Source organism: Paenarthrobacter sp. JL.01a (genome assembly GCF_025452095.1).
Taxonomy (GTDB): domain Bacteria; phylum Actinomycetota; class Actinomycetes; order Actinomycetales; family Micrococcaceae; genus Arthrobacter.
In genome coordinates, this window is the sequence record NZ_CP104877.1 from 1,335,244 (window position 1) to 1,352,678 (window position 17,435).

At 63.6% G+C, this 17,435-nt stretch carries 17 protein-coding genes; 5 read left to right on the forward strand and 12 right to left on the reverse strand.

Annotated elements, in window-relative coordinates; genetic code table 11:
• Positions 1 to 70 precede the first annotated feature (70 nt).
• Positions 71 to 1,465 carry an RNA 5'-3' helicase PhoH2 gene (locus N5P29_RS06530; RefSeq protein ID WP_262277817.1) on the forward strand — a complete coding sequence of 465 codons (1,395 nt, stop codon included), beginning with the start codon at positions 71 to 73 and terminating at the stop codon, positions 1,463 to 1,465.
• A gap of 57 nt (positions 1,466 to 1,522) precedes the next feature.
• Here the strand turns inward: N5P29_RS06530 and N5P29_RS06535 are convergent, their stop codons facing one another.
• Together N5P29_RS06535 and N5P29_RS06540 are read right to left on the reverse strand one after the other, a co-directional pair.
• Complete coding sequence (locus tag N5P29_RS06535; protein ID WP_262277818.1) at positions 1,523 to 2,167, reverse strand: GNAT family N-acetyltransferase; 645 nt, start codon at positions 2,165 to 2,167, stop codon at positions 1,523 to 1,525.
• Between the two features lie 33 nt (positions 2,168 to 2,200).
• Positions 2,201 to 2,962 carry a hypothetical protein gene (locus N5P29_RS06540; RefSeq protein ID WP_262277819.1) on the reverse strand — a complete coding sequence of 254 codons (762 nt, stop codon included), beginning with the start codon at positions 2,960 to 2,962 and terminating at the stop codon, positions 2,201 to 2,203.
• A gap of 61 nt (positions 2,963 to 3,023) precedes the next feature.
• On the opposite strand from N5P29_RS06540, the gene N5P29_RS06545 reads away from it, so the two are divergent.
• Together N5P29_RS06545 and N5P29_RS06550 are read left to right on the forward strand one after the other, a co-directional pair.
• Positions 3,024 to 3,575 (forward strand): prepilin peptidase, encoded by a 552-nt coding sequence (locus N5P29_RS06545; protein WP_262277820.1) that lies wholly within the window; start codon positions 3,024 to 3,026, stop codon positions 3,573 to 3,575.
• Positions 3,576 to 3,640: 65 nt separating this feature from the next.
• On the forward strand, positions 3,641 to 4,114 hold the full coding sequence (locus N5P29_RS06550) for an NUDIX hydrolase (RefSeq protein WP_262277821.1): 474 nt from the start codon (positions 3,641 to 3,643) through the stop codon (positions 4,112 to 4,114).
• A gap of 19 nt (positions 4,115 to 4,133) precedes the next feature.
• Here the strand turns inward: N5P29_RS06550 and N5P29_RS06555 are convergent, their stop codons facing one another.
• The 5 genes from N5P29_RS06555 to N5P29_RS06575 form a co-directional block, all read right to left on the reverse strand.
• Entirely contained in the window at positions 4,134 to 5,729 is a 1,596-nt protein-coding gene (locus tag N5P29_RS06555) for an MDR family MFS transporter (RefSeq protein WP_262277822.1), read from the reverse strand.
• Positions 5,726 to 6,412, reverse strand: coding sequence for a TetR/AcrR family transcriptional regulator (locus N5P29_RS06560; protein WP_262277823.1), 687 nt, complete (start codon positions 6,410 to 6,412; stop codon positions 5,726 to 5,728). The genes N5P29_RS06555 and N5P29_RS06560 overlap by 4 nt, the downstream gene beginning before the upstream one ends.
• 184 nt (positions 6,413 to 6,596) lie before the next feature.
• Positions 6,597 to 8,024 (reverse strand): class II fumarate hydratase, encoded by a 1,428-nt coding sequence (locus N5P29_RS06565; RefSeq protein ID WP_144661912.1) that lies wholly within the window; start codon positions 8,022 to 8,024, stop codon positions 6,597 to 6,599.
• Between the two features lie 86 nt (positions 8,025 to 8,110).
• Positions 8,111 to 8,725 (reverse strand): carbonic anhydrase, encoded by a 615-nt coding sequence (locus N5P29_RS06570; protein ID WP_144661913.1) that lies wholly within the window; start codon positions 8,723 to 8,725, stop codon positions 8,111 to 8,113.
• A 9-nt stretch (positions 8,726 to 8,734) separates the two neighbouring features.
• Positions 8,735 to 9,442: a DUF4245 domain-containing protein gene (locus N5P29_RS06575; protein WP_262277824.1), complete on the reverse strand. Its 708-nt coding sequence runs from the start codon at positions 9,440 to 9,442 to the stop codon at positions 8,735 to 8,737.
• A 201-nt stretch (positions 9,443 to 9,643) separates the two neighbouring features.
• On the opposite strand from N5P29_RS06575, the gene glpX reads away from it, so the two are divergent.
• Positions 9,644 to 10,666 carry a class II fructose-bisphosphatase gene (glpX, locus tag N5P29_RS06580; protein WP_186313628.1) on the forward strand — a complete coding sequence of 341 codons (1,023 nt, stop codon included), beginning with the start codon at positions 9,644 to 9,646 and terminating at the stop codon, positions 10,664 to 10,666.
• A gap of 372 nt (positions 10,667 to 11,038) precedes the next feature.
• Here glpX and N5P29_RS06585 read toward each other — a convergent pair whose 3' ends face one another.
• The 5 genes from N5P29_RS06585 to N5P29_RS06605 are packed head-to-tail and all read right to left on the reverse strand — an operon-like array spanning position 11,039 to position 16,628.
• A complete protein-coding gene (locus N5P29_RS06585; protein ID WP_262277825.1) occupies positions 11,039 to 11,974 on the reverse strand; it encodes a lipid II:glycine glycyltransferase FemX in 936 nt (311 codons plus the stop codon).
• Positions 11,975 to 11,977: 3 nt separating this feature from the next.
• Positions 11,978 to 13,228: a mannose-6-phosphate isomerase, class I gene (manA, locus tag N5P29_RS06590; protein ID WP_262277826.1), complete on the reverse strand. Its 1,251-nt coding sequence runs from the start codon at positions 13,226 to 13,228 to the stop codon at positions 11,978 to 11,980.
• Positions 13,229 to 13,267: 39 nt separating this feature from the next.
• Positions 13,268 to 14,917 carry an LCP family protein gene (locus N5P29_RS06595; protein WP_262277827.1) on the reverse strand — a complete coding sequence of 550 codons (1,650 nt, stop codon included), beginning with the start codon at positions 14,915 to 14,917 and terminating at the stop codon, positions 13,268 to 13,270.
• An 11-nt stretch (positions 14,918 to 14,928) separates the two neighbouring features.
• Positions 14,929 to 15,492, reverse strand: a complete 564-nt coding sequence (gene purE / locus N5P29_RS06600) for a 5-(carboxyamino)imidazole ribonucleotide mutase (RefSeq protein ID WP_262277828.1) — start codon at positions 15,490 to 15,492, stop codon at positions 14,929 to 14,931.
• Positions 15,489 to 16,628 carry a 5-(carboxyamino)imidazole ribonucleotide synthase gene (locus tag N5P29_RS06605; protein WP_262278522.1) on the reverse strand — a complete coding sequence of 380 codons (1,140 nt, stop codon included), beginning with the start codon at positions 16,626 to 16,628 and terminating at the stop codon, positions 15,489 to 15,491. Before N5P29_RS06605 ends, purE begins: the two co-directional genes overlap by 4 nt.
• A 227-nt stretch (positions 16,629 to 16,855) precedes the next feature.
• Here N5P29_RS06605 and N5P29_RS06610 point away from each other — a divergent pair, with 227 nt between their 5' ends.
• Positions 16,856 to 17,422: a GtrA family protein gene (locus tag N5P29_RS06610; protein WP_262277829.1), complete on the forward strand. Its 567-nt coding sequence runs from the start codon at positions 16,856 to 16,858 to the stop codon at positions 17,420 to 17,422.
• The last annotated feature ends 13 nt before the right edge of the window (positions 17,423 to 17,435 follow it).

A 17,435-nucleotide genomic window follows, 5' to 3' on the forward strand; every position in this document is an offset into this window, starting at 1 on the left:
GGCCACGCCCGGCCTTCCGGCCGAGCCGCTTCACCATTAGGCCGGGCGACCGCCCGGGGCTGGAGTCGATGTGGCTATTTCTGAGCAACTGCCCGCAATGGTTTCCGACGGGGAAAGTGCAGCTACCTCTCGCGCCAAGCGGGTCCCACAAAAAGCGCGGGCGGCAACGTCCGCCACGGGCCGCAGCTATGTGATCGATACCTCCGTCCTGCTTTCCGATCCCCACGCATTGTTGCGGTTCGCCGAGCACGAGGTCATCGTTCCCATCGTGGTAATCAGCGAGCTCGAAGGAAAACGCCACGATCCCGAATTGGGCTATTTCGCCCGGAAAGCCTTGCGTCTCCTGGACGACCTCCGGATCGAACATGGGGGACTGGACCGGGCCATTCCGCTGGGCAAAGACGGCGGACTCCTCAGGGTCGAGATGAACCACATCTCCCCGGACGTCCTCCCTGCCGGTTTCCGCGGGGGCGACAACGACAGCAGGATCCTGGCTGTGGCCAAGAACCTGGCCAACGAGGGCCACAACGTCACAGTGGTGTCCAAGGACCTCCCTATGCGGGTCAAGGCCTCGGCCATGGGTCTGCAAGCAGACGAGTACCGCAATGAACTCGTCAAGGACTCCGGGTGGACCGGCATGGCTGAGATTGAAGCCAACGACGACGAAATCACCACGCTCTACGGGCACGAGCCGGTCTTCATACCGGCGGCGGCCGAACTTCCCGTCAACACCGGGCTGGTCCTTCTCTCCAACCGGGGCTCCGCTTTGGGCCGCGTTGGGGCGGACAAGCAGGTCCGTCTGGTCAAGGGCGATCGGGACGTCTTCGGTCTCCACGGCCGCTCAGCCGAGCAACGGCTGGCCATCGACATGCTGATGGATCCTTCGGTGGGCATCGTGTCCATCGGCGGACGGGCAGGCACCGGAAAGTCTGCCCTTGCCCTCTGTGCGGGCCTGGAAGCTGTGCTGGAACGCCGGGAGCACCGCAAGGTGGTGGTCTTCCGGCCGCTCTACGCTGTGGGCGGCCAGGAACTGGGGTACCTGCCGGGATCCGAGTCGGAAAAGATGAACCCGTGGGCGCAGGCCGTGTTCGACACCCTCGGCGCCCTGGTCAGCCAGGAAGTCGTGGAAGAAGTCATGGACCGCGGCATGCTTGAGGTCCTTCCGTTGACCCACATCCGCGGGCGTTCGCTGCATGACGCTTTCGTCATCGTGGATGAGGCACAGTCGCTGGAGAAGAACGTCCTCCTCACAGTGATGAGCCGCATCGGCCAGAACTCCAAGATCGTCCTCACCCACGATGTCGCCCAGCGCGACAACCTCCGGGTGGGGCGGCACGATGGCGTGGCTGCAGTGGTGGAGACCCTCAAGGGACATCCGCTCTTCGGTCACATCACGCTGACCCGCTCCGAACGGTCGCCGATCGCGGCCCTCGTGACGGAGCTTCTGGAAGGGGCGGAAATCTAAGCTGTTGTTGCCCGCTCGTGGCCGTGGTCCGGTTCGCCGGACCACGGCCCTTCGGCGTCAAAGCCCCAGGTAGGCTTTCAGTCCTTCGTGGCCCTGTACCTGGAGGGTCCAGTCGGGGCGTTTGAAGGTGGCAGGGGTGAGACGGACCCTTTGGACTTCCTCCACCTTGTCGCCCCAGCCATCGCGGAAGACGCCGTTGGGTTCATAGCCAAGGCTTGTGGAGACACCCAGCGATTTCCCGTTCCAGACGGCTGCGTCGGATTCGGCCACTTCGGCGTCCAGATAGTCGAACGCAAAGCTCACGACGGCGGCACGCATCTCCTTGCCGAAGCCCTGGCCCTGCGCGGACTGCTTGAGCCAGGAGCCGGTACTGACGGTCCTGAGGGTCTTGAAGTTCTTGGCCCCAAGGTCCTGGACGCCCAGGAATTCGTCATCGTTCCAGACCGCGAGGAGGAGGGTCCAATCGTCCTTTGTGAAGTTGCCGCGGCAGCGCCAGTACCACTGGGCCATGTTGGGGGCCAGCTCGTCCGCCGGCATCTCGGCCCAAGGCATGCTGAAGGGGCTCTTGCCGGGTTCGTGGATGCCGGACCTGGCCGCGTCCACGGCGGCGGGGATGTCGTCGTCGAGAATCGGACGGACAGTCAACCGCGGGGTGGTGAGGGTGAGTCCGAACGGGGGCCATATGTCTGCCAGCGATGTCATCGCCGTAGCCTAACCCGAAAAGCCGGAGAGCCCTCAGGCGGCCGGCCCTATGTCCCAGGGAATGTGGCGGCGGACATCCGTCAGGTTCATCGACTCGGCCAGGAACAGGTCGTCCAGCATGTACTCGTCCACCCCCAGGATCTTCAGCCAATGGCCCACACCGGACGTATCGCCGTCCAGGCTTTGGCTGGCAACGCATACCCCCGTTCCGGCGTCGATCCTGATCAATGTCCTTCCGGGGTGAACCAGGGGTTGGGCGGGATCTGACGGTACATGGGTCCTGCTTGGAGTCACGATGGTTTCCAAGGCCGGACGGCCTTCGTGATCCACTGTGCGGGGCTCTTCGAAAAAGACGCGGTTGGTGTCGGGGAACTCGAGGGGAACGGGAGAATTTCCTGCCAGCTCAACGGGATCCAATGCTGCGGCGAGGCGACCGTTACCGAAGGAAGGTTCTCCGTAGAGAGCCTCGGGACGACGTCGGACCAGCCCGGCGTCGTCGTAAACAGGGGTCACCAGGTGCGCGGGAAGCAGCCAGGAGCGGCGTGTGGCGCTGACGTACATGTCATCCCGGGAGTCGTTGATACCGGTGGTGCTGTGCAGCAACTGCCCATCGCATGTCTCGAGGCGGAGGGCTCCGGGGCGACGAAGCCAGGCTCTGACAATGTCGGCTCCGGTTCCAGGCCGCTCAAGGTACTCAAACCGCAGGGTTGTCCATTTCCATGGCGAAGAGCGGCATAGATTCCGGAATGTGGAGGACAAGTCAAAGCCCTGTACATCTGCACTGTAGCGCCCCATATCCACAGTTTACCCAGACGTTCAAGCGGGCTGGACGGGCAAATCGGGGTAGCATCCGAGGGTGATCCGGCGACTATCCGAACTCTGGTCAGACAGCCCTTTGGCGTTCTGGCTGTTGGCGGCTGCGTGCCTATATTTCGTGGTGATGGCGGTCAGGCTCACCGTCATAGACATCCGAAGCCACCTGCTGCCGAACCGGATCGTGCTCCCGTCCTACGGCGTGGCGGGAGTGTTGTTGCTGGCCGCTGCTGTGTCGAAAGCCGTCCCGGATGCGGGAGTGGGGCACCCGGCCACGGCGGCACTGTTCGGAGTGCCGGGCCTGGCAGCACTGGCCGGCGGCGCGGTTCTGTGGTTTTTCTACTTTGTCCTGCGGTTCATCCATCCGCCCGGGATGGGCTTTGGGGATGTGAAGCTGGCCGGAGTGCTGGGGCTTTACCTTGGTTACCTCGGTTGGAGCCATGTCTTCGCGGGCACCTTTGCGGCGTTCCTCCTGGGCGGGCTGTGGAGCCTGGTAGTCCTGGCTACGCGTCGGGGGACACTTCGCTCGGCGATCCCGTTCGGCCCCTTCATGCTCGCCGGTGCGGCCGCCGCAATGGTGCTGCTGCCCGCATGAGACTAGCCTGTCAGCAAGGCTGCAACAGCGGCAGGATCGAGAATTCTTGTGAGGAACGCTGACCCATGGGTGCACCGGATTTCGTGTTGAAACTGCGGGAGAAGATTGGGCATGACCCTCTGTGGCTCCCGGCCGTCCGGGGTGTGGTCTTAGACGACGAAGGCAGGGTGCTGCTGGGCCAACGGGCCGACAACGGGCACTGGGCCCTCATTACGGGAATGCTGGAGCCGGGGGAGCATCCGGCACCGGGGCTGGTGCGCGAAATCTTCGAGGAAACAGCGGTGGTGGCAGAGACAGAGCGGATCGTCGGCGTCGGCGTTGTTGGTCCGGTGACCTTCCCCAATGGTGACGTCTGCGACTTCCTGGACATCATCTTCCGCTGCAGGTATGTCTCCGGAGACGCCAGGGTCAACGACGACGAGTCCCTTGCGGTGGGATGGTTTGCTCTGGACGAACTTCCCGACATGAGCGCCGGGAACCTTGAAGCCATCCGGCTTGCCACGGAGCCCGAGGGCCCCGTGGCGTACCAGACTGAGTAGCGCGGGCTCAGCAACCTGCCTAGCGGCGGGCCGCTTCGAGCTCTTCGGCTTCGGCACCGCCGATGGCTTCGCCACGGGCCACCATGCCCGCAGTATCGGAGAGTGGAATCTGCTTCAACGTGATCGCCAGGATCAGTGCAATGGCGATGAATGGAACCAAGTACCAGAACACCGGCGCTAGGGAGTCGGCATAGGCGTTCACGATCGCGTCCCGCAACTGCTCCGGCAGTTGTGCCAGTGCCTGCGGGTCCAGGGTGCTGGTGGACTGGGATGCTTGCTCGGCCGATGCCCCTGCGCCCGTGAAGGCTTTGGTGAGCGATTCGGCCAGGCGGTTGGTGAAGATGGAGCCAAAGACAGCGACGCCCAGGGAGGCACCTACTTCGCGGAAGTAGTTGTTGGTGCTCGTTGCCGTGCCGATCTGGTCAGCCGGTACGGAATTCTGCACCACCAACACGATCACCTGCATGATCAGGCCCAGCCCGGCACCAAAGATGAACAGCTGCACGCAGATCATCCAGATCGGCGTCTCGGCGGTCAATGTGGTCAGCCAGAGCATGGCCAGGATGGTCAGGGCAGCGCCCATGATCGGGTACAGCTTGTACTTGCCCGTCTTGGAGATCCGGATACCGGAGAAGATCGAGGTGCCCATAAGGCCTACCATCATCGGGAGCATCAGGAGGCCTGATTCGGCGGCGGAGGTCCCGGAGGACATCTGCAGGAACGTGGGAACGAACGCGATGGCTGCGAACATGCCCAGGCCCAGCGTGAAGCCGATGGCTGTGGCGTTGATGAAAATGGGGTTCTTGAACAGGCTCAGCGGAATGATGGGGTCCTCGGCACGGCGCTCAGCCATGACGAAGGCGAAAGCGGCGAGGACCATGCCTGCGCCAAAGGCCCACGTCAGGGGAGAATCCCAGCCTTCGTCCTTCTTGCCGCCGAAGTCCGTGAAGAAGATCAGGCAGGTGGTGGCTGCGGAGAGGAAGATGACGCCCAGAATGTCGATCTTCTTTTCGGCCTTCTTGTTCGGCAGGGTCAGGGTGAACCACGCCGTGATGAATGCAGCGATGCCAATGGGGATGTTGATGTAGAACGCCCATTCCCAGGTGAGGTGGTCAACGAAGAAGCCACCCAGCAGGGGACCGGCTACGGCCGAGAGACCGAAGATGGCGCCCAGGGGGCCCATGTACTTGCCGCGCTCCTTCGCCGGAACGATGTCAGCGATGATGGCTTGCGAGAGGATCATGAGGCCACCGCCGCCCAGGCCCTGGATGGCACGGAAAATCACGAAGCCCCAGAAATCAGTGGCGAAAGCACAGCCCACGGACGCGAGCGTAAACAGCGCGATGGCAACCAGGAACAGGTTGCGGCGCCCGAGGATGTCACCGAACTTCCCGTAGATCGGCATCACGATGGTGGTGGCCAGGAGGTAGGCCGTGGTGATCCAGGCCTGGTGTTCCACGCCGCCGAGTTTGCCCACGATGGTGGGCATCGCCGTGGAGACGATTGTTTGGTCGAGGCTGGACAGGAGCATGCCTGCGATCAGCGCCGAGAAGATGATCCAGATACGTTTCTGGGTCAGCAGCAGTGGTTCTGCTGCCTTCGGGAGTGTACTCATGCGGGGTCCTTCGGGGTTTCAAGGGGGTTGTTGCCCAGTTGGTGGTTCGTGGCCAGCGGCTGGGCAAAGAGTTTCCGCGCGGCATTGAGGTTTTGTTCGAGGATCCCGCGGTAACTGCGCGTGTTGTCCTCTGAGAAGAACTGCTGGGCCGTCTTCTTGGAAACCGCACCGAACAGCACTGTTGCTGTCATGACCTCGGGGTGTTCGGGATCCAGGCCTTCGCGGGCGGCCACCAGTGCGGCGAATTGCCGTTCCCGGGCCTCCCCTTCGACTGTGAGCCGTGCGAGGAGTTGAGGTTCGGCCGTAACGGCGGCAATGAACTGCCGGACTTCCGTGCGGCTGATGGACGAACGCTCCATCAAGGTCACCGTAAGGACGTGCAGTGCTGCCAGGAGGGTGCCCGAGATGCTGCCGGGTGTGCGGGACGGGTTCTCGTTGAACGCCTCCAGCACGTCCTCGGGAAGTTCATCCGAGAACGAACCGATCACGGCGTCTTCCTTGGTGTGGAAGTAGTTGAAGAAGGTCCGGCGCGAGATCCCTGCTTCTTCGCAGACTTCCTCGACGGTGAAACCGTTCAGGCCACGGGCGGCCGTAAAGGAACGCGCGACGGCGGTGATCGCCGTCCGCGTCGCGGCCCGCTTGCGCTCGCGGAGGCCGCCGTCGATATTTGCACTATTGCTCACAAAGTAAAGTTTTGCACCCTAGACCTCAAAGTGCAAAATCCTTCTGGAGTTTTTGTACACCTAATGACCCTAAAGAGGCTTCTTAAGGGCGTTAGGTGTACAAAAACTCCGGGCACGACGACGGCCGGCACCTTCCGTGGGAAAGGTGCCGGCCGTCGTCGTGCTTTGGGTCTTGCTCCGGCAGTTAGGCCTTGTGGGCCGGGGACGTCATGGTGGTGACGTCGAGGGCCTTGTCGAGGTCAGCCTCGGAAACCTTGCCTTCGCCTTCACCGACGAAGCCGAGCTTCTCGGTGGCCTGGCGGATGGTCAGGCCTTCCTTGACGGCGATCTTGGCGATCTTGGCAGCGTTTTCGTAGCCGATGTACTTGTTCAGCGGCGTCACGATGGACGGAGAAGCCTCGGCCAGGAAGCGGGCGCGCTCCACGTTGGCGGTGATGCCGTCAATCATCTTGTCGGCCATGACGCGGCTGGTGTTGGCCAGCAGGCGGATGGACTCGAGCAGGTTGGCGGCCATGACGGGAATGCCGACGTTGAGCTCGAAGGCGCCGTTGGTGCCGGACCAGGCGATGGCGGTGTCGTTGCCGATAACCTGTGCGCAGACCATGATGGACGCTTCGCAGATGACCGGGTTGACCTTGCCGGGCATGATCGAGGACCCCGGCTGCAGGTCGGGGATGGCGATTTCGCCGAGGCCGGTGTTGGGGCCAGAACCCATCCAGCGGAGGTCGTTGTTGATCTTCATGAAGGAGATCGCGATGTTGCGCAGCTGGCTGGACCCTTCGATGAGGCCGTCGCGGTTGGCCTGGGCCTCGAAGTGGTCGCGGGCTTCGGTCAGCGGCAGGCCAGTGTCGGCTGCGAGGAGTTCGATGACGCGCTCCGGGAAGCCGGCCGGGGTGTTGATGCCGGTTCCGACGGCGGTGCCACCAAGGGGAACTTCGGCAACGCGGGGGAGGGCTGCGTTGATGCGCTCAATGCCGTAGCGCACCTGTGCTGCGTAGCCGCCGAATTCCTGGCCAAGGGTGACCGGCGTGGCATCCATGAGGTGCGTACGGCCGGACTTGACGACGTCCTTGAACTCCACGGCCTTGCGGTCCAGGGAAGCTGCCAGGTACTCAAGGGCCGGGATCAGGTCGTTGATCAGGGCCGAGGTGGCGGCAACGTGGACGGACGTCGGGAAGACGTCGTTGGAGGACTGCGAAGCGTTGACGTGGTCGTTGGGGTGGACCACCTTGTCGCTGCCGGCAGCGGAGAGGGCGCGGGAGGCCAACTCGGCGATGACCTCGTTGGTGTTCATGTTGGAGGACGTGCCCGAGCCGGTCTGGAAGACGTCAATCGGGAAGTCGCCGTCGTACTTGCCGGTTGCAACCTCATCGGCTGCTGCGGCGATGGCCTCGGCGAGCTCGCCATCGAGCACCCCCAGCTCAGCGTTCGCCAATGCGGCTGCCTTCTTCACCCGGGCAAGGGCTTCAATGTGGGTGCGCTCAAGCGTCTTGCCGGAGATGGGGAAGTTCTCCACAGCACGCTGCGTCTGGGCGCGGTACAGGGCGTTCACGGGGACGCGAACTTCGCCCATCGTGTCATGTTCAATACGGAACTCAGTGGTGGAAGTCATGGGGCTAGCTTATGGCGATTGGACGCCTCACAAAAACCCGCAGGGGAGTGCTACGTGCCCCGGCCAGGTGGCCGGGGCACGTCTTCCTAGAGCTCGCCGATCGCGGAAACAAGGGCAGCTTGGCCCTCGCCGAGTTTGTAGGAGAGGCCGATGACGGCCACGCGCCCATCCTCAATGGCGTCGGAAATCACACGTGAGCTGTCCGCGAGCCGTTCAGCGGTCTGCTTGACGTGCTCCACCACCATGTCGTTGACGTCCTCCTGGCCGTTGCGCTTGGCGGTGAGGACCGAGGGGGTGATGCGCTCAACGAGGTCGCGGATGAAGCCCGGGGGCATTTCACCGGTTTCCACTGCGCCCTTCGTGGCTGTCACGGCGCCGCAGCTGTCGTGGCCGAGGATGGCGATCAGGGGAACCTTGAGTTCGCTGATGCTGTACTCGAGCGAACCCAGGACGGCGTCATCGATCACCTGACCGGCCGTGCGCACCACGAAGGCATCACCCAGGCCGAGGTCGAAGATGATCTCTGCCGCAAGCCGTGAATCCGCACAGCCGAAGATCACGGCAAAGGGGTTCTGGCCCTCAAGCAGGGACGAGCGGCGGGAAGCATCCTGGTTCGGATGCCGGGATTCGCCGGAAACAAATCGTTCATTGCCCTCGCGGAGGCGTTGCCAGGCCAGGGCTGGAGTCAGTTTAGTAGGCACCTTATTACTTTACGGTGCAGGCGTTGCGGGCTGTGAAACTGTTGCGCTGCTTTGAGCCGATGGTGACACGGTCGCCGTCGCCTGGTCTGCGGACTTCACGACGGCGGCGGCCAGCGTCGCGAATTCCTCAAGGCTTGCCGTGCCGCTCAGGATGATGGTGGTGCCCTTGTACTCAAGGACCATGCTGCGCTTTTCCTTGCCGGAGTCGCGCAGTTCCCAATCCTGCCCACCGGCATTGCGGGTACCGGTCACCGGGAGGTTGCCGGTCTGTTGCAGGGTCCAGGTGGGATTGGCTTTATTGGTCTGGGTGAGGCCGATGAAGGCTTCCTTTGGAGTGAGGAAACCAACCTCCCAGGTGGGGACGCCCGTTCCGCTTCCCGACTCCCAGCGGGCGTAATTCGGGCGGAATGTGTCGCCCGTATCCGGCGTCACGGGTGTGAATCCCGCCACACCTTCGGCGTTTTTGGCGATGGAAGCCACGTCAATGGCGGGCCTGAAGCCCTCACCCTTGGGTGCGGGATTCATCAATACGATGGGCAGGAAAGCCAGTACGCAGACCAGAAGGGCGATGACCATGCCAATGACGGAGGCGTTGGCCCGTTTGGCAGCTTTCGCCGCAATCACGGGCTTGAAGGGGGCTTCCTGGGCATTGATGGGGTCGGCCGCCGCGGCTTCAGGTTGGTTAACGGCAGCGGACTTGTCCTGCGTTTCACTCACCCCTCAATGATCCCTTATTGGGGCAGGGAACACACATCGGGCAACCTCACCACCGGTATTGCGGCCGGTGGTCATTCAACCACCCTCAGTGGACGTGGCGACTATGATCGTTGGTAGAGGAACCCCGGGTTGCCTTTGTGCAACCTTGTCCGGTCCCGTGAATCGTCACTCGAAGAAGAGGTTCAAGTGTCTCCTGCACCAATGACCCAGCAGTATTCCACGATTTCGCCGTCGCTCGCCGTCGGCATCGACGAACCCGACCGCAACCTTGCGCTTGAACTCGTCCGAGTCACCGAAGCCGCGGCTATTGCCGGTGGCCACTGGGTAGGCTTCGGCGACAAGAACAAAGCCGACGGCGCCGCCGTCGACGCCATGCGTTCGTTCCTTCACACCGTCCACTTCAACGGCGTCGTGGTGATTGGTGAAGGCGAAAAGGACGAAGCCCCCATGCTGTTCAACGGCGAACAGGTTGGCGACGGCACTGGTCCCGAGTGTGACGTTGCAGTCGACCCCATCGATGGAACCCGCCTCACCGCGCTGGGCATCAACAACGCCCTGGCAGTGCTTGCAGTTGCCGAGCGCGGCTCAATGTTCGACCCCTCGGCTGTCTTCTACATGGAGAAGCTCGTCACGGGTCCCGAAGCTGCCGACATGGTGGACCTTCGCCTGCCCGTCAAGCAGAACCTGCACCTGATCGCCAAAGCCAAGGGCGTCAAGGTCAACCAGCTCAACGTCATGATCCTTGACCGTGACCGCCACCGTCCGCTGGTCGAAGAGATCCGCGAAGCCGGGGCACGCACCAAGTTCATCATGGACGGCGACGTCGCAGGCGCCATCGCAGCTGCACGCTCGGGCACCGGCGTCGACGCCCTCATGGGCATCGGCGGCACGCCTGAAGGCATCGTTGCAGCGTGCGCCATCAAGTCCCTCGGCGGCGTTATCCAGGGCCGCCTTTGGCCGACGTCGGACGAAGAGAAGCAGAAGGCGATCGACGCCGGACACGACCTCGACCGTGTCCTGTCCACCAACGACCTCGTTACCTCGGACAACTGCTACTTCGCAGCCACCGGCATTACCGACGGCGACCTCCTGCGCGGCGTCCGCTACCAGAAGGACCGTGTCCTGACGCAGTCCATCGTGATGCGTTCGAAGTCGGGCACAGTGCGCTTCGTTGATGCTGAGCACCACGCATCCAAGTGGGAGACGTACGCGCGCAAGGCCTAACCTCACCTGGCAACTGAAGGACGGCGGGCATCGCTCGGCGGCTATCTCCTCGTACCTCGTCGATCTGATGCCGCTTTCGCGATACCCGCCGTCCTTCTTTGTGCCCGCCCGGCTTCGGCTTCGCGCATTTTTGGGTGGGGAGAGGTTTATGGGCGTGCCGCCACAACCTACTTTGCCGACGTGGGCAGCCGGACACGCGGCACATGGGTGAGTGCCCGACGTCGGGCTTTCCGGAGCGTGCCGATGCGTGTGCCGTCGCTACCTGTTTTGCCGCCGTGGGCCGCCGGACACGCCGTAACCACCGGCGTGTCCCCTTCCGGGCGGGCCCAAAGTGGGTCGCAGAGGCACGCCACTCCACCAATACCGCCGCCCCTAGCGGAGCTTGTCGCGGACCTTCCGGGCAAGCTGGTAGGCGCCGTAACGGAGTTTGTTGACAGGGAGGTCCCAGGTGCCGGGGTACGAGACTTCGCGGCCACCAAAGGACTTCTTGAAGGCCGTGAAGCCGGCCCACTTGTGGTCGGGCTGGTCCTCGGGTGCCACACCCCAGAGGTCCACGTGCTTGAGGCCCTTCTCCTTGGCGTCGGCCATGAGCGTGACCAGGAGCGGGATGCCGGCACTGAGCTTTCGGTGCGTGTCATCCAGGGCGGCGTGGGCGTAGACCCGGGTGTCTGCCGAATCGTAGGCGAAGGCGGCCGCGATGGGCTCACCCTCCAACTCGGCGATGAACAGGGTTCCGGCACCTGAAGGCAACAACGACGCCGCCACCTGGGTCAGGTACTCGTCGCTTTGCGGCTTGAAGCCATTCCGTGCGGCGGTCAGGTGCAGGAAGTGCAGCAGGATCGAGATGTCCGACGGGTCCTGGGAAGCCCGGAACGTCACGCCCTTTTTGTGGATATTCCGGTACAGGTTGCGGTTGGTCGGCTTCATGCCGGCAAGCACATCCTTGAAATCCCCTTCCAGGTCCACCACCCAGCTGAGCTCCGGCTGCTGGTTGACCGGCGCGGGCCGCAGGCCGCGGGCGCGAAGGAGAGGACCGGCGTCGGCCGCCGTGAAACCTGCCGCAGCGGGTTCCATGCGGACGAACACTGCGTGCTCTGCCTTTGCCAAAGCCACCAGGGCTGCCGTGGCGGCGTCGAAGGCCTCAACCGAATCTGCCACCGGCCCGTAAGGGGCGTAGATGACTTTGCCGGCCGGGTTCTTTTCCTCGATGGCGAGGAAGCTCCAGCCCGGGCCTGATTGTTCGTGCACGCGGCGCCCCAGGGAACGCTGGACTGCCGCCCACGCGGGCGTTTGAAGAAAGAATTCCATGCCTTAGTTCCCCAAGCCCGTGGTCACGGCAAAGGCGATGCTGGTCCCGGTGGCACCTTGGACAGGGTGGACGTTGACGGGAGCCTCGATGTCGGGGATGAAAGCGGCGGAGCCGCGACCAAGCTGGAGATCGCTCTTGGGCGAGTCGAGCAGCACGGAACCGGACACAACCACGACGACGGCCGGTCCGGTCTGGGCCAACGGCACCGGTGCGGCATCGGGGGCGAGTTCGATGCGCTGCAGCTGGAACTCCTTGAAGGGCGGACGGTACAGTTCCTGTCCGAATTCCGTCCCGCTGGCTTCCACGCGCGGAACGCCGAGGGCTTCGAAGCGGACGGTCTTCAGGAGCTCCGGAACGTCCACATGCTTGGGCGTGAGGCCGCCGCGAAGGACGTTGTCCGAGGACGCCATGACTTCGACGCCCAGCCCGTGCAGGTAGGCATGGACGTTGCCCGCCGGGAGGTAGACAACCTCTCCGGGCTCCAGGGACAGGTGGTTCAGGAGCAGGGAAATGAGCACGCCAGGGTCGCCGGGGAAGGCTTCGTTGATGTCGAGCATCGCCGTCAGTGCCTGGCGGTGGGGCTCCAGGGGCGCTCCTGCTGCCAGGACGGCGACAACCTCGTCGATGGCATCGGAGACCTCGCTGCCACCTTGGATCAGGCGGCTGAAGGCGGCCTTCAGTGCCGCCGTTGGATCGGTTTGCGCGAGGTCGGAGGCGACGTCGGTGATCACCTGCGGAACGTCGACAGCGGCGGAGTCCAGGACGTGGGCCAGGTGCTCGAAGATGGCGCGGGAATCTGCCGGGGCGCGGAAGCCGCACAGCGCCTTGAACGGCGTGAGGGCAAAAATCATCTCCGGCTTGTGGTTGTCATCCCGGTAGTTGCGATCCGCGGCGTCAGGGGCGATTCCGGCGGCATTCTCGCGCGCAAATCCTTCCCGTGCCTGCTCCAGGCTGGGGTGGACCTGCAGGGACAGCGGTTGTTCTGCTGCCAGGAGCTTGGTGAGGAACGGCAGGCGGGGGCCGAACTCTGCGAGGCTTTCCGAGCCCAGGGTGCGCTGGGGATCGGAGGCGATCAGGGCATCCAGGGGCTGGGTGACGCCGTTGGGGTGAATGGCTGTGGAGGGGGAGTCCGGATGGGCTCCGATCCACATTTCGGCCTCGGGACCGCCTGAGGCCGGCCGTCCGAGCAGTTCGGCGATCGCCGTCGTCGAACCCCACGCGTAGGGCCGCAAAACATTCTCAATCTGGTACACGAAGAAAGTCCTTATCGTTGCGCTGAACGTGGGTGGAACTTACAGGGGTGCGCACTGGCCGTTGGTGGCCACGAGGTCGCGGATGCCTTGTTCATCGCCTTGGGCCTTGAGGCCGTTCAACAATTCGATGGTGATCGGTGTGCCGTCCGGGGTGGTGGTCACGGGAGTGAAGTCGGCCGACGGCGACGGCACCTGGCTTGCAGGTGCCAGGGGGCTGACAGCTCCGGCGGCTACTACCGGGCCGGCAGCTGAGGCTCCCGCGGCAGCACCGCGCCCGCCGGAAGGCACGACGGCGTCACTGGCCTTGGGGCTGTTGCTCGAGGATGCCAGCACTTCCTGGACTTTGGAGTGGATCACGTCGAAGTCGGGAACCGTGGAGAAGGAAGCGTCGAAATCCGGTGGGCCGATGGTGAGGCGTTTGACCGGCTGGTTCTTGGACTTCAGTGCGAGATCCACGAAGCTGCCCAGCTGGTTGGACGAAATATTGGAATCAACCACCTTGGTTCCGGCATTGGCGATGTCCTCGAACTTGGTCAGGAGGGTGGCAGGGTCCAACTGCTTGAGCATGGCCTGCTGCACGCACTGCTGCCGCGCAATCCGGGCGTAGTCGTCCACGAATTCCCGGGAACGTCCGTACCAAAGGGCGTGAAAGCCATCCAGGTGCTGGTCCCCGGCCGGAATCCAGCCGTCCGGCATGCCGTGGATGCCGTTGGCCTCGTCAGTGACCGGGCCGCTGATCGGTACCCAGCCGCCGGCCTTGATGCGGATGCCGCCCATGGCATCGATAAGTTTGGCGAAGCCGTCCATGTCCACCAGGACGTACGCCTGGACTGTGATGCCCAGCGTGCCGGAGACAGCCTCCAGGGTGGCTTGTGCGCCGGGGTCCTGGACGCCCGGGTAAAGTTCCTTGTACTTGTTGGTGACCTCGGTGTTGACGGCATTGATGAGGCATTCGTCGCCGCAGTTGTAGCCGTCCGGGTAGATCTTCCGCATGGGGGAGCCCTCGCTGAACTGCGCGTTCTGGAGGTTGCGGGGGACGGAGATGATGGCGCTCTCGCCGGTTTTCGCGTCGACGCTGATGACGGACAGGCTGTCCGGACGTCGCCCGGTACGGTCATCTCCGGCGTCGCCGCCCATCATCAGGAAGTTGTACCTGCCGTCCACGGGGTCGATCGCAGGGCCGGCTTCGAAGATGCTGCCGATCGCGTTGCGGCTCACGTTCAGGACGTAGGCGATGTATCCCAGCGATCCGCTTGCGAGGATGGTGGAAACTGCCACCACGACCGCGATGATGGGACGCATCCCGGGAGCCAGGAGCGTTGGCCTGATGATCCGGAGGGTGTTGAGGAACAGGTACGCCCATCCCAGGGCGAGAGCCACCAGGACCACAATGATGAACAGCGACCCGACCGGGTGGGTCACGATGCTCAACAGCAGTGTCCGGTTGGCCACCGCAATGACGATGGTCACCAGCGCCAGCGCCCATACCGTGAGCGTCACGCGCAGGGCCAGCCGGCCGAGCTTGCGGTCGCCTGCGACGATCTGGGCGCTGCCGGGAACAAAGAGGGTGAGGAGGACCAGCACGAAGGCGCGTTTGGTCCGCACCGGTGCGCTGGCGCCGGATGGGTAGCGGACTGGATCAGTCAGGGCGGAACCGGGCTGATTCGGGGACTTGTGCATGGTAGTCATCCGCTGCCTTCCTAGCGGGTGCTCCGGGCTGAAGCGTTGGCCGGGGAGAAGACTTCTTCTACTTTGCGGCGAAGGTTCTCGCCCTTCTTGCTGGCTACATCGTTCAGTTCCTGGGCGAAGGTGAGCAGCTCGCCCCGGAGCTTTTCGGCCAGTTCGTCGGTGCCGGATGCGAGCATGCGTACGGCCAGGAGCCCTGCGTTGCGGGCACCGGCGATGGACACGGTGGCTACCGGAACGCCGGCCGGCATCTGCACGATCGACAGCAGGGAGTCCATCCCGTCCAGTGTCTTGAGCGGAACGGGAACACCGATAACGGGAAGCGGCGTTACTGATGCCAGCATGCCCGGGAGGTGGGCAGCGCCGCCGGCACCGGCAATGATGACGCGAAGGCCGCGCTCGTGGGCGGTCTGGCCGTAGCTGATCATTTCGGTGGGCATGCGGTGGGCGGAGACCACGTCGGCTTCGAAAGGAATGCCGAACTCGGCCAGGGCGTCCGCCGCTGCCTCCATGACGGGCCAGTCGGAGTCCGAGCCCATGACGAGTCCTACCAGCGGGGCCTGCGGTGTGGTCGTCATACGGTCTCCTCGAGGGGGGTCTGTTGCGGCGTACGGCCGTCACGGATGATGTTGGCCACTGTGGTTGCGCGCTCACGTACGGAGTCGACGTCGGCCACGGAGCTGCCGACGAGGTTGACGTGACCGATCTTGCGGCCCGGGCGAACGGATTTGCCGTAGGAGTGCACCTTGGCGGCCGGTTCGTACGCCAAAGCCAAGGGGAAGGCATTGAAGAGATCCTGGTTTTCTCCGCCGAGGAAGTTCTTCATGACAACTACAGGAGCCAGTGCATCGGTAGCCCCCAGCGGCAGGTCGAGAACTGCACGCAAGTGCTGTTCGAACTGGCTGGTGATGGATCCGTCCTGGGTCCAGTGGCCGGTGTTGTGCGGACGCATGGCCAGCTCGTTGATCAGGAATCCAGCGCCGACGCCCGGAGTTTCGAACAACTCCGCGGCCATCACGCCCGTGACTCCAAGCTCGTTGGCGATGCGGAGCGCGGCTTCCTCGGCAGCGGCAGCGACTTCCACGGCAATATTCTGGGCCGGGGCAATGACTTCGTCGCAGACGCCGTCAACCTGGATGGTGTGCACCACGGGCCAGGCGCGGGACTCACCGCTGGGAGTGCGAGCCACCAGGGCGGAGAGCTCGCGGCTGAAGTCCACCTTCGCTTCGGCCAGCAGGGGACTCATGGCCTGGAACCAGTCCTCGGTCTCCAAGGCCTCGGCGGCGGAGTCGACAATCCTGACGCCCTTGCCGTCGTAGCCGCCGCGTGGCGTTTTCAGCACTACTGGCCAGCCGATCCTGTCCCCGAAGGCAACGAGCTCGTCCACGGTGTGCACGGCAGACCATTCCGGGTTGGGCAGGCCCAGCCGGTCGATGGCGGCCCGCATCACGAGCTTGTCCTGGGCGTTGACCAAGGCATCGGGACCGGGCTGAACGTTCACGCCGGCATCCAGCAGGGCTCGCAGGTGCCCCGTGGGGACGTGTTCGTGATCGAACGTCAGAACGTCCAGGCCTTTGGAAAACTCCAGGAGAGCGTTCAGGTCCTTGTAGTCGCCAATGGGGGCGGTAGCCACGGCGGCAACCGCCGAAACGTCCTCGCCTTCGGCCAAAACGCGCAGTTCGAAGCCCAATGCGGTAGCGGGCGGAGCCATCATTCGTGCGAGTTGGCCGCCGCCAACAACGCCAATTACTGGAAAAGTCACAAGGTTCAGCCTACCGAACCAGCGGCAGGATCACTGATTCTGTGGCTCATTTGGGCGCTTTTATCCCCGGTTCTTTACCCTCTATTGGCGTTCTCACAGCGTACTCCCGGGCAGTACGTGGAAATCGGCGCTAAAATGGTCAAGGCCCATCGGCCCACTTTCAACGGCCATGGAGGGTCATGATCACCACACTTGCAGATCGCATCCGCGGACTTGCTTCGCTCTTCTGGCGCGAAGTGGCCAAGTTCGGCGCTGTTGGTGGTGTTGCGTTCGTTATCGACAACGGCCTCACGTACTACCTGATGCACGGCCCGATGACGGACAGCCCGTCCAAAGCGCGTTTTGTTGGTGCCGTGGTGGCAACAATCTTCTCGTGGATCGCCAACAGGTTCTGGACTTTCCGGCATCGCAGGCAGGACAACGTCGTGCGCGAGTTCGTGATGTTCGTCATTATCAATGGCATCGGCATCGGAATCTCGACGGGCTTCACGTTCATTGCCAACTACTGGTTGAACATCACGGACAAGAACCTGCTTTTTGCGGCCGGTGTAGTGGGCATTCTTGTGGCCACGGTAGTCCGGTTCTTTGCCTACCGCTTCCTGGTCTTCAACAAGGAACTGGATCAGGAACCGGAATTTTCGCACGACCACGAACTTCTGGATATCCACCCCAAGGCCAAAGCCGGCGCGGAAGCGGGAGCGGGCAACCCGGCAACGGGCGAGCTCCCCACCATCAAGAATCCCTGACGGGTCCGTGTTC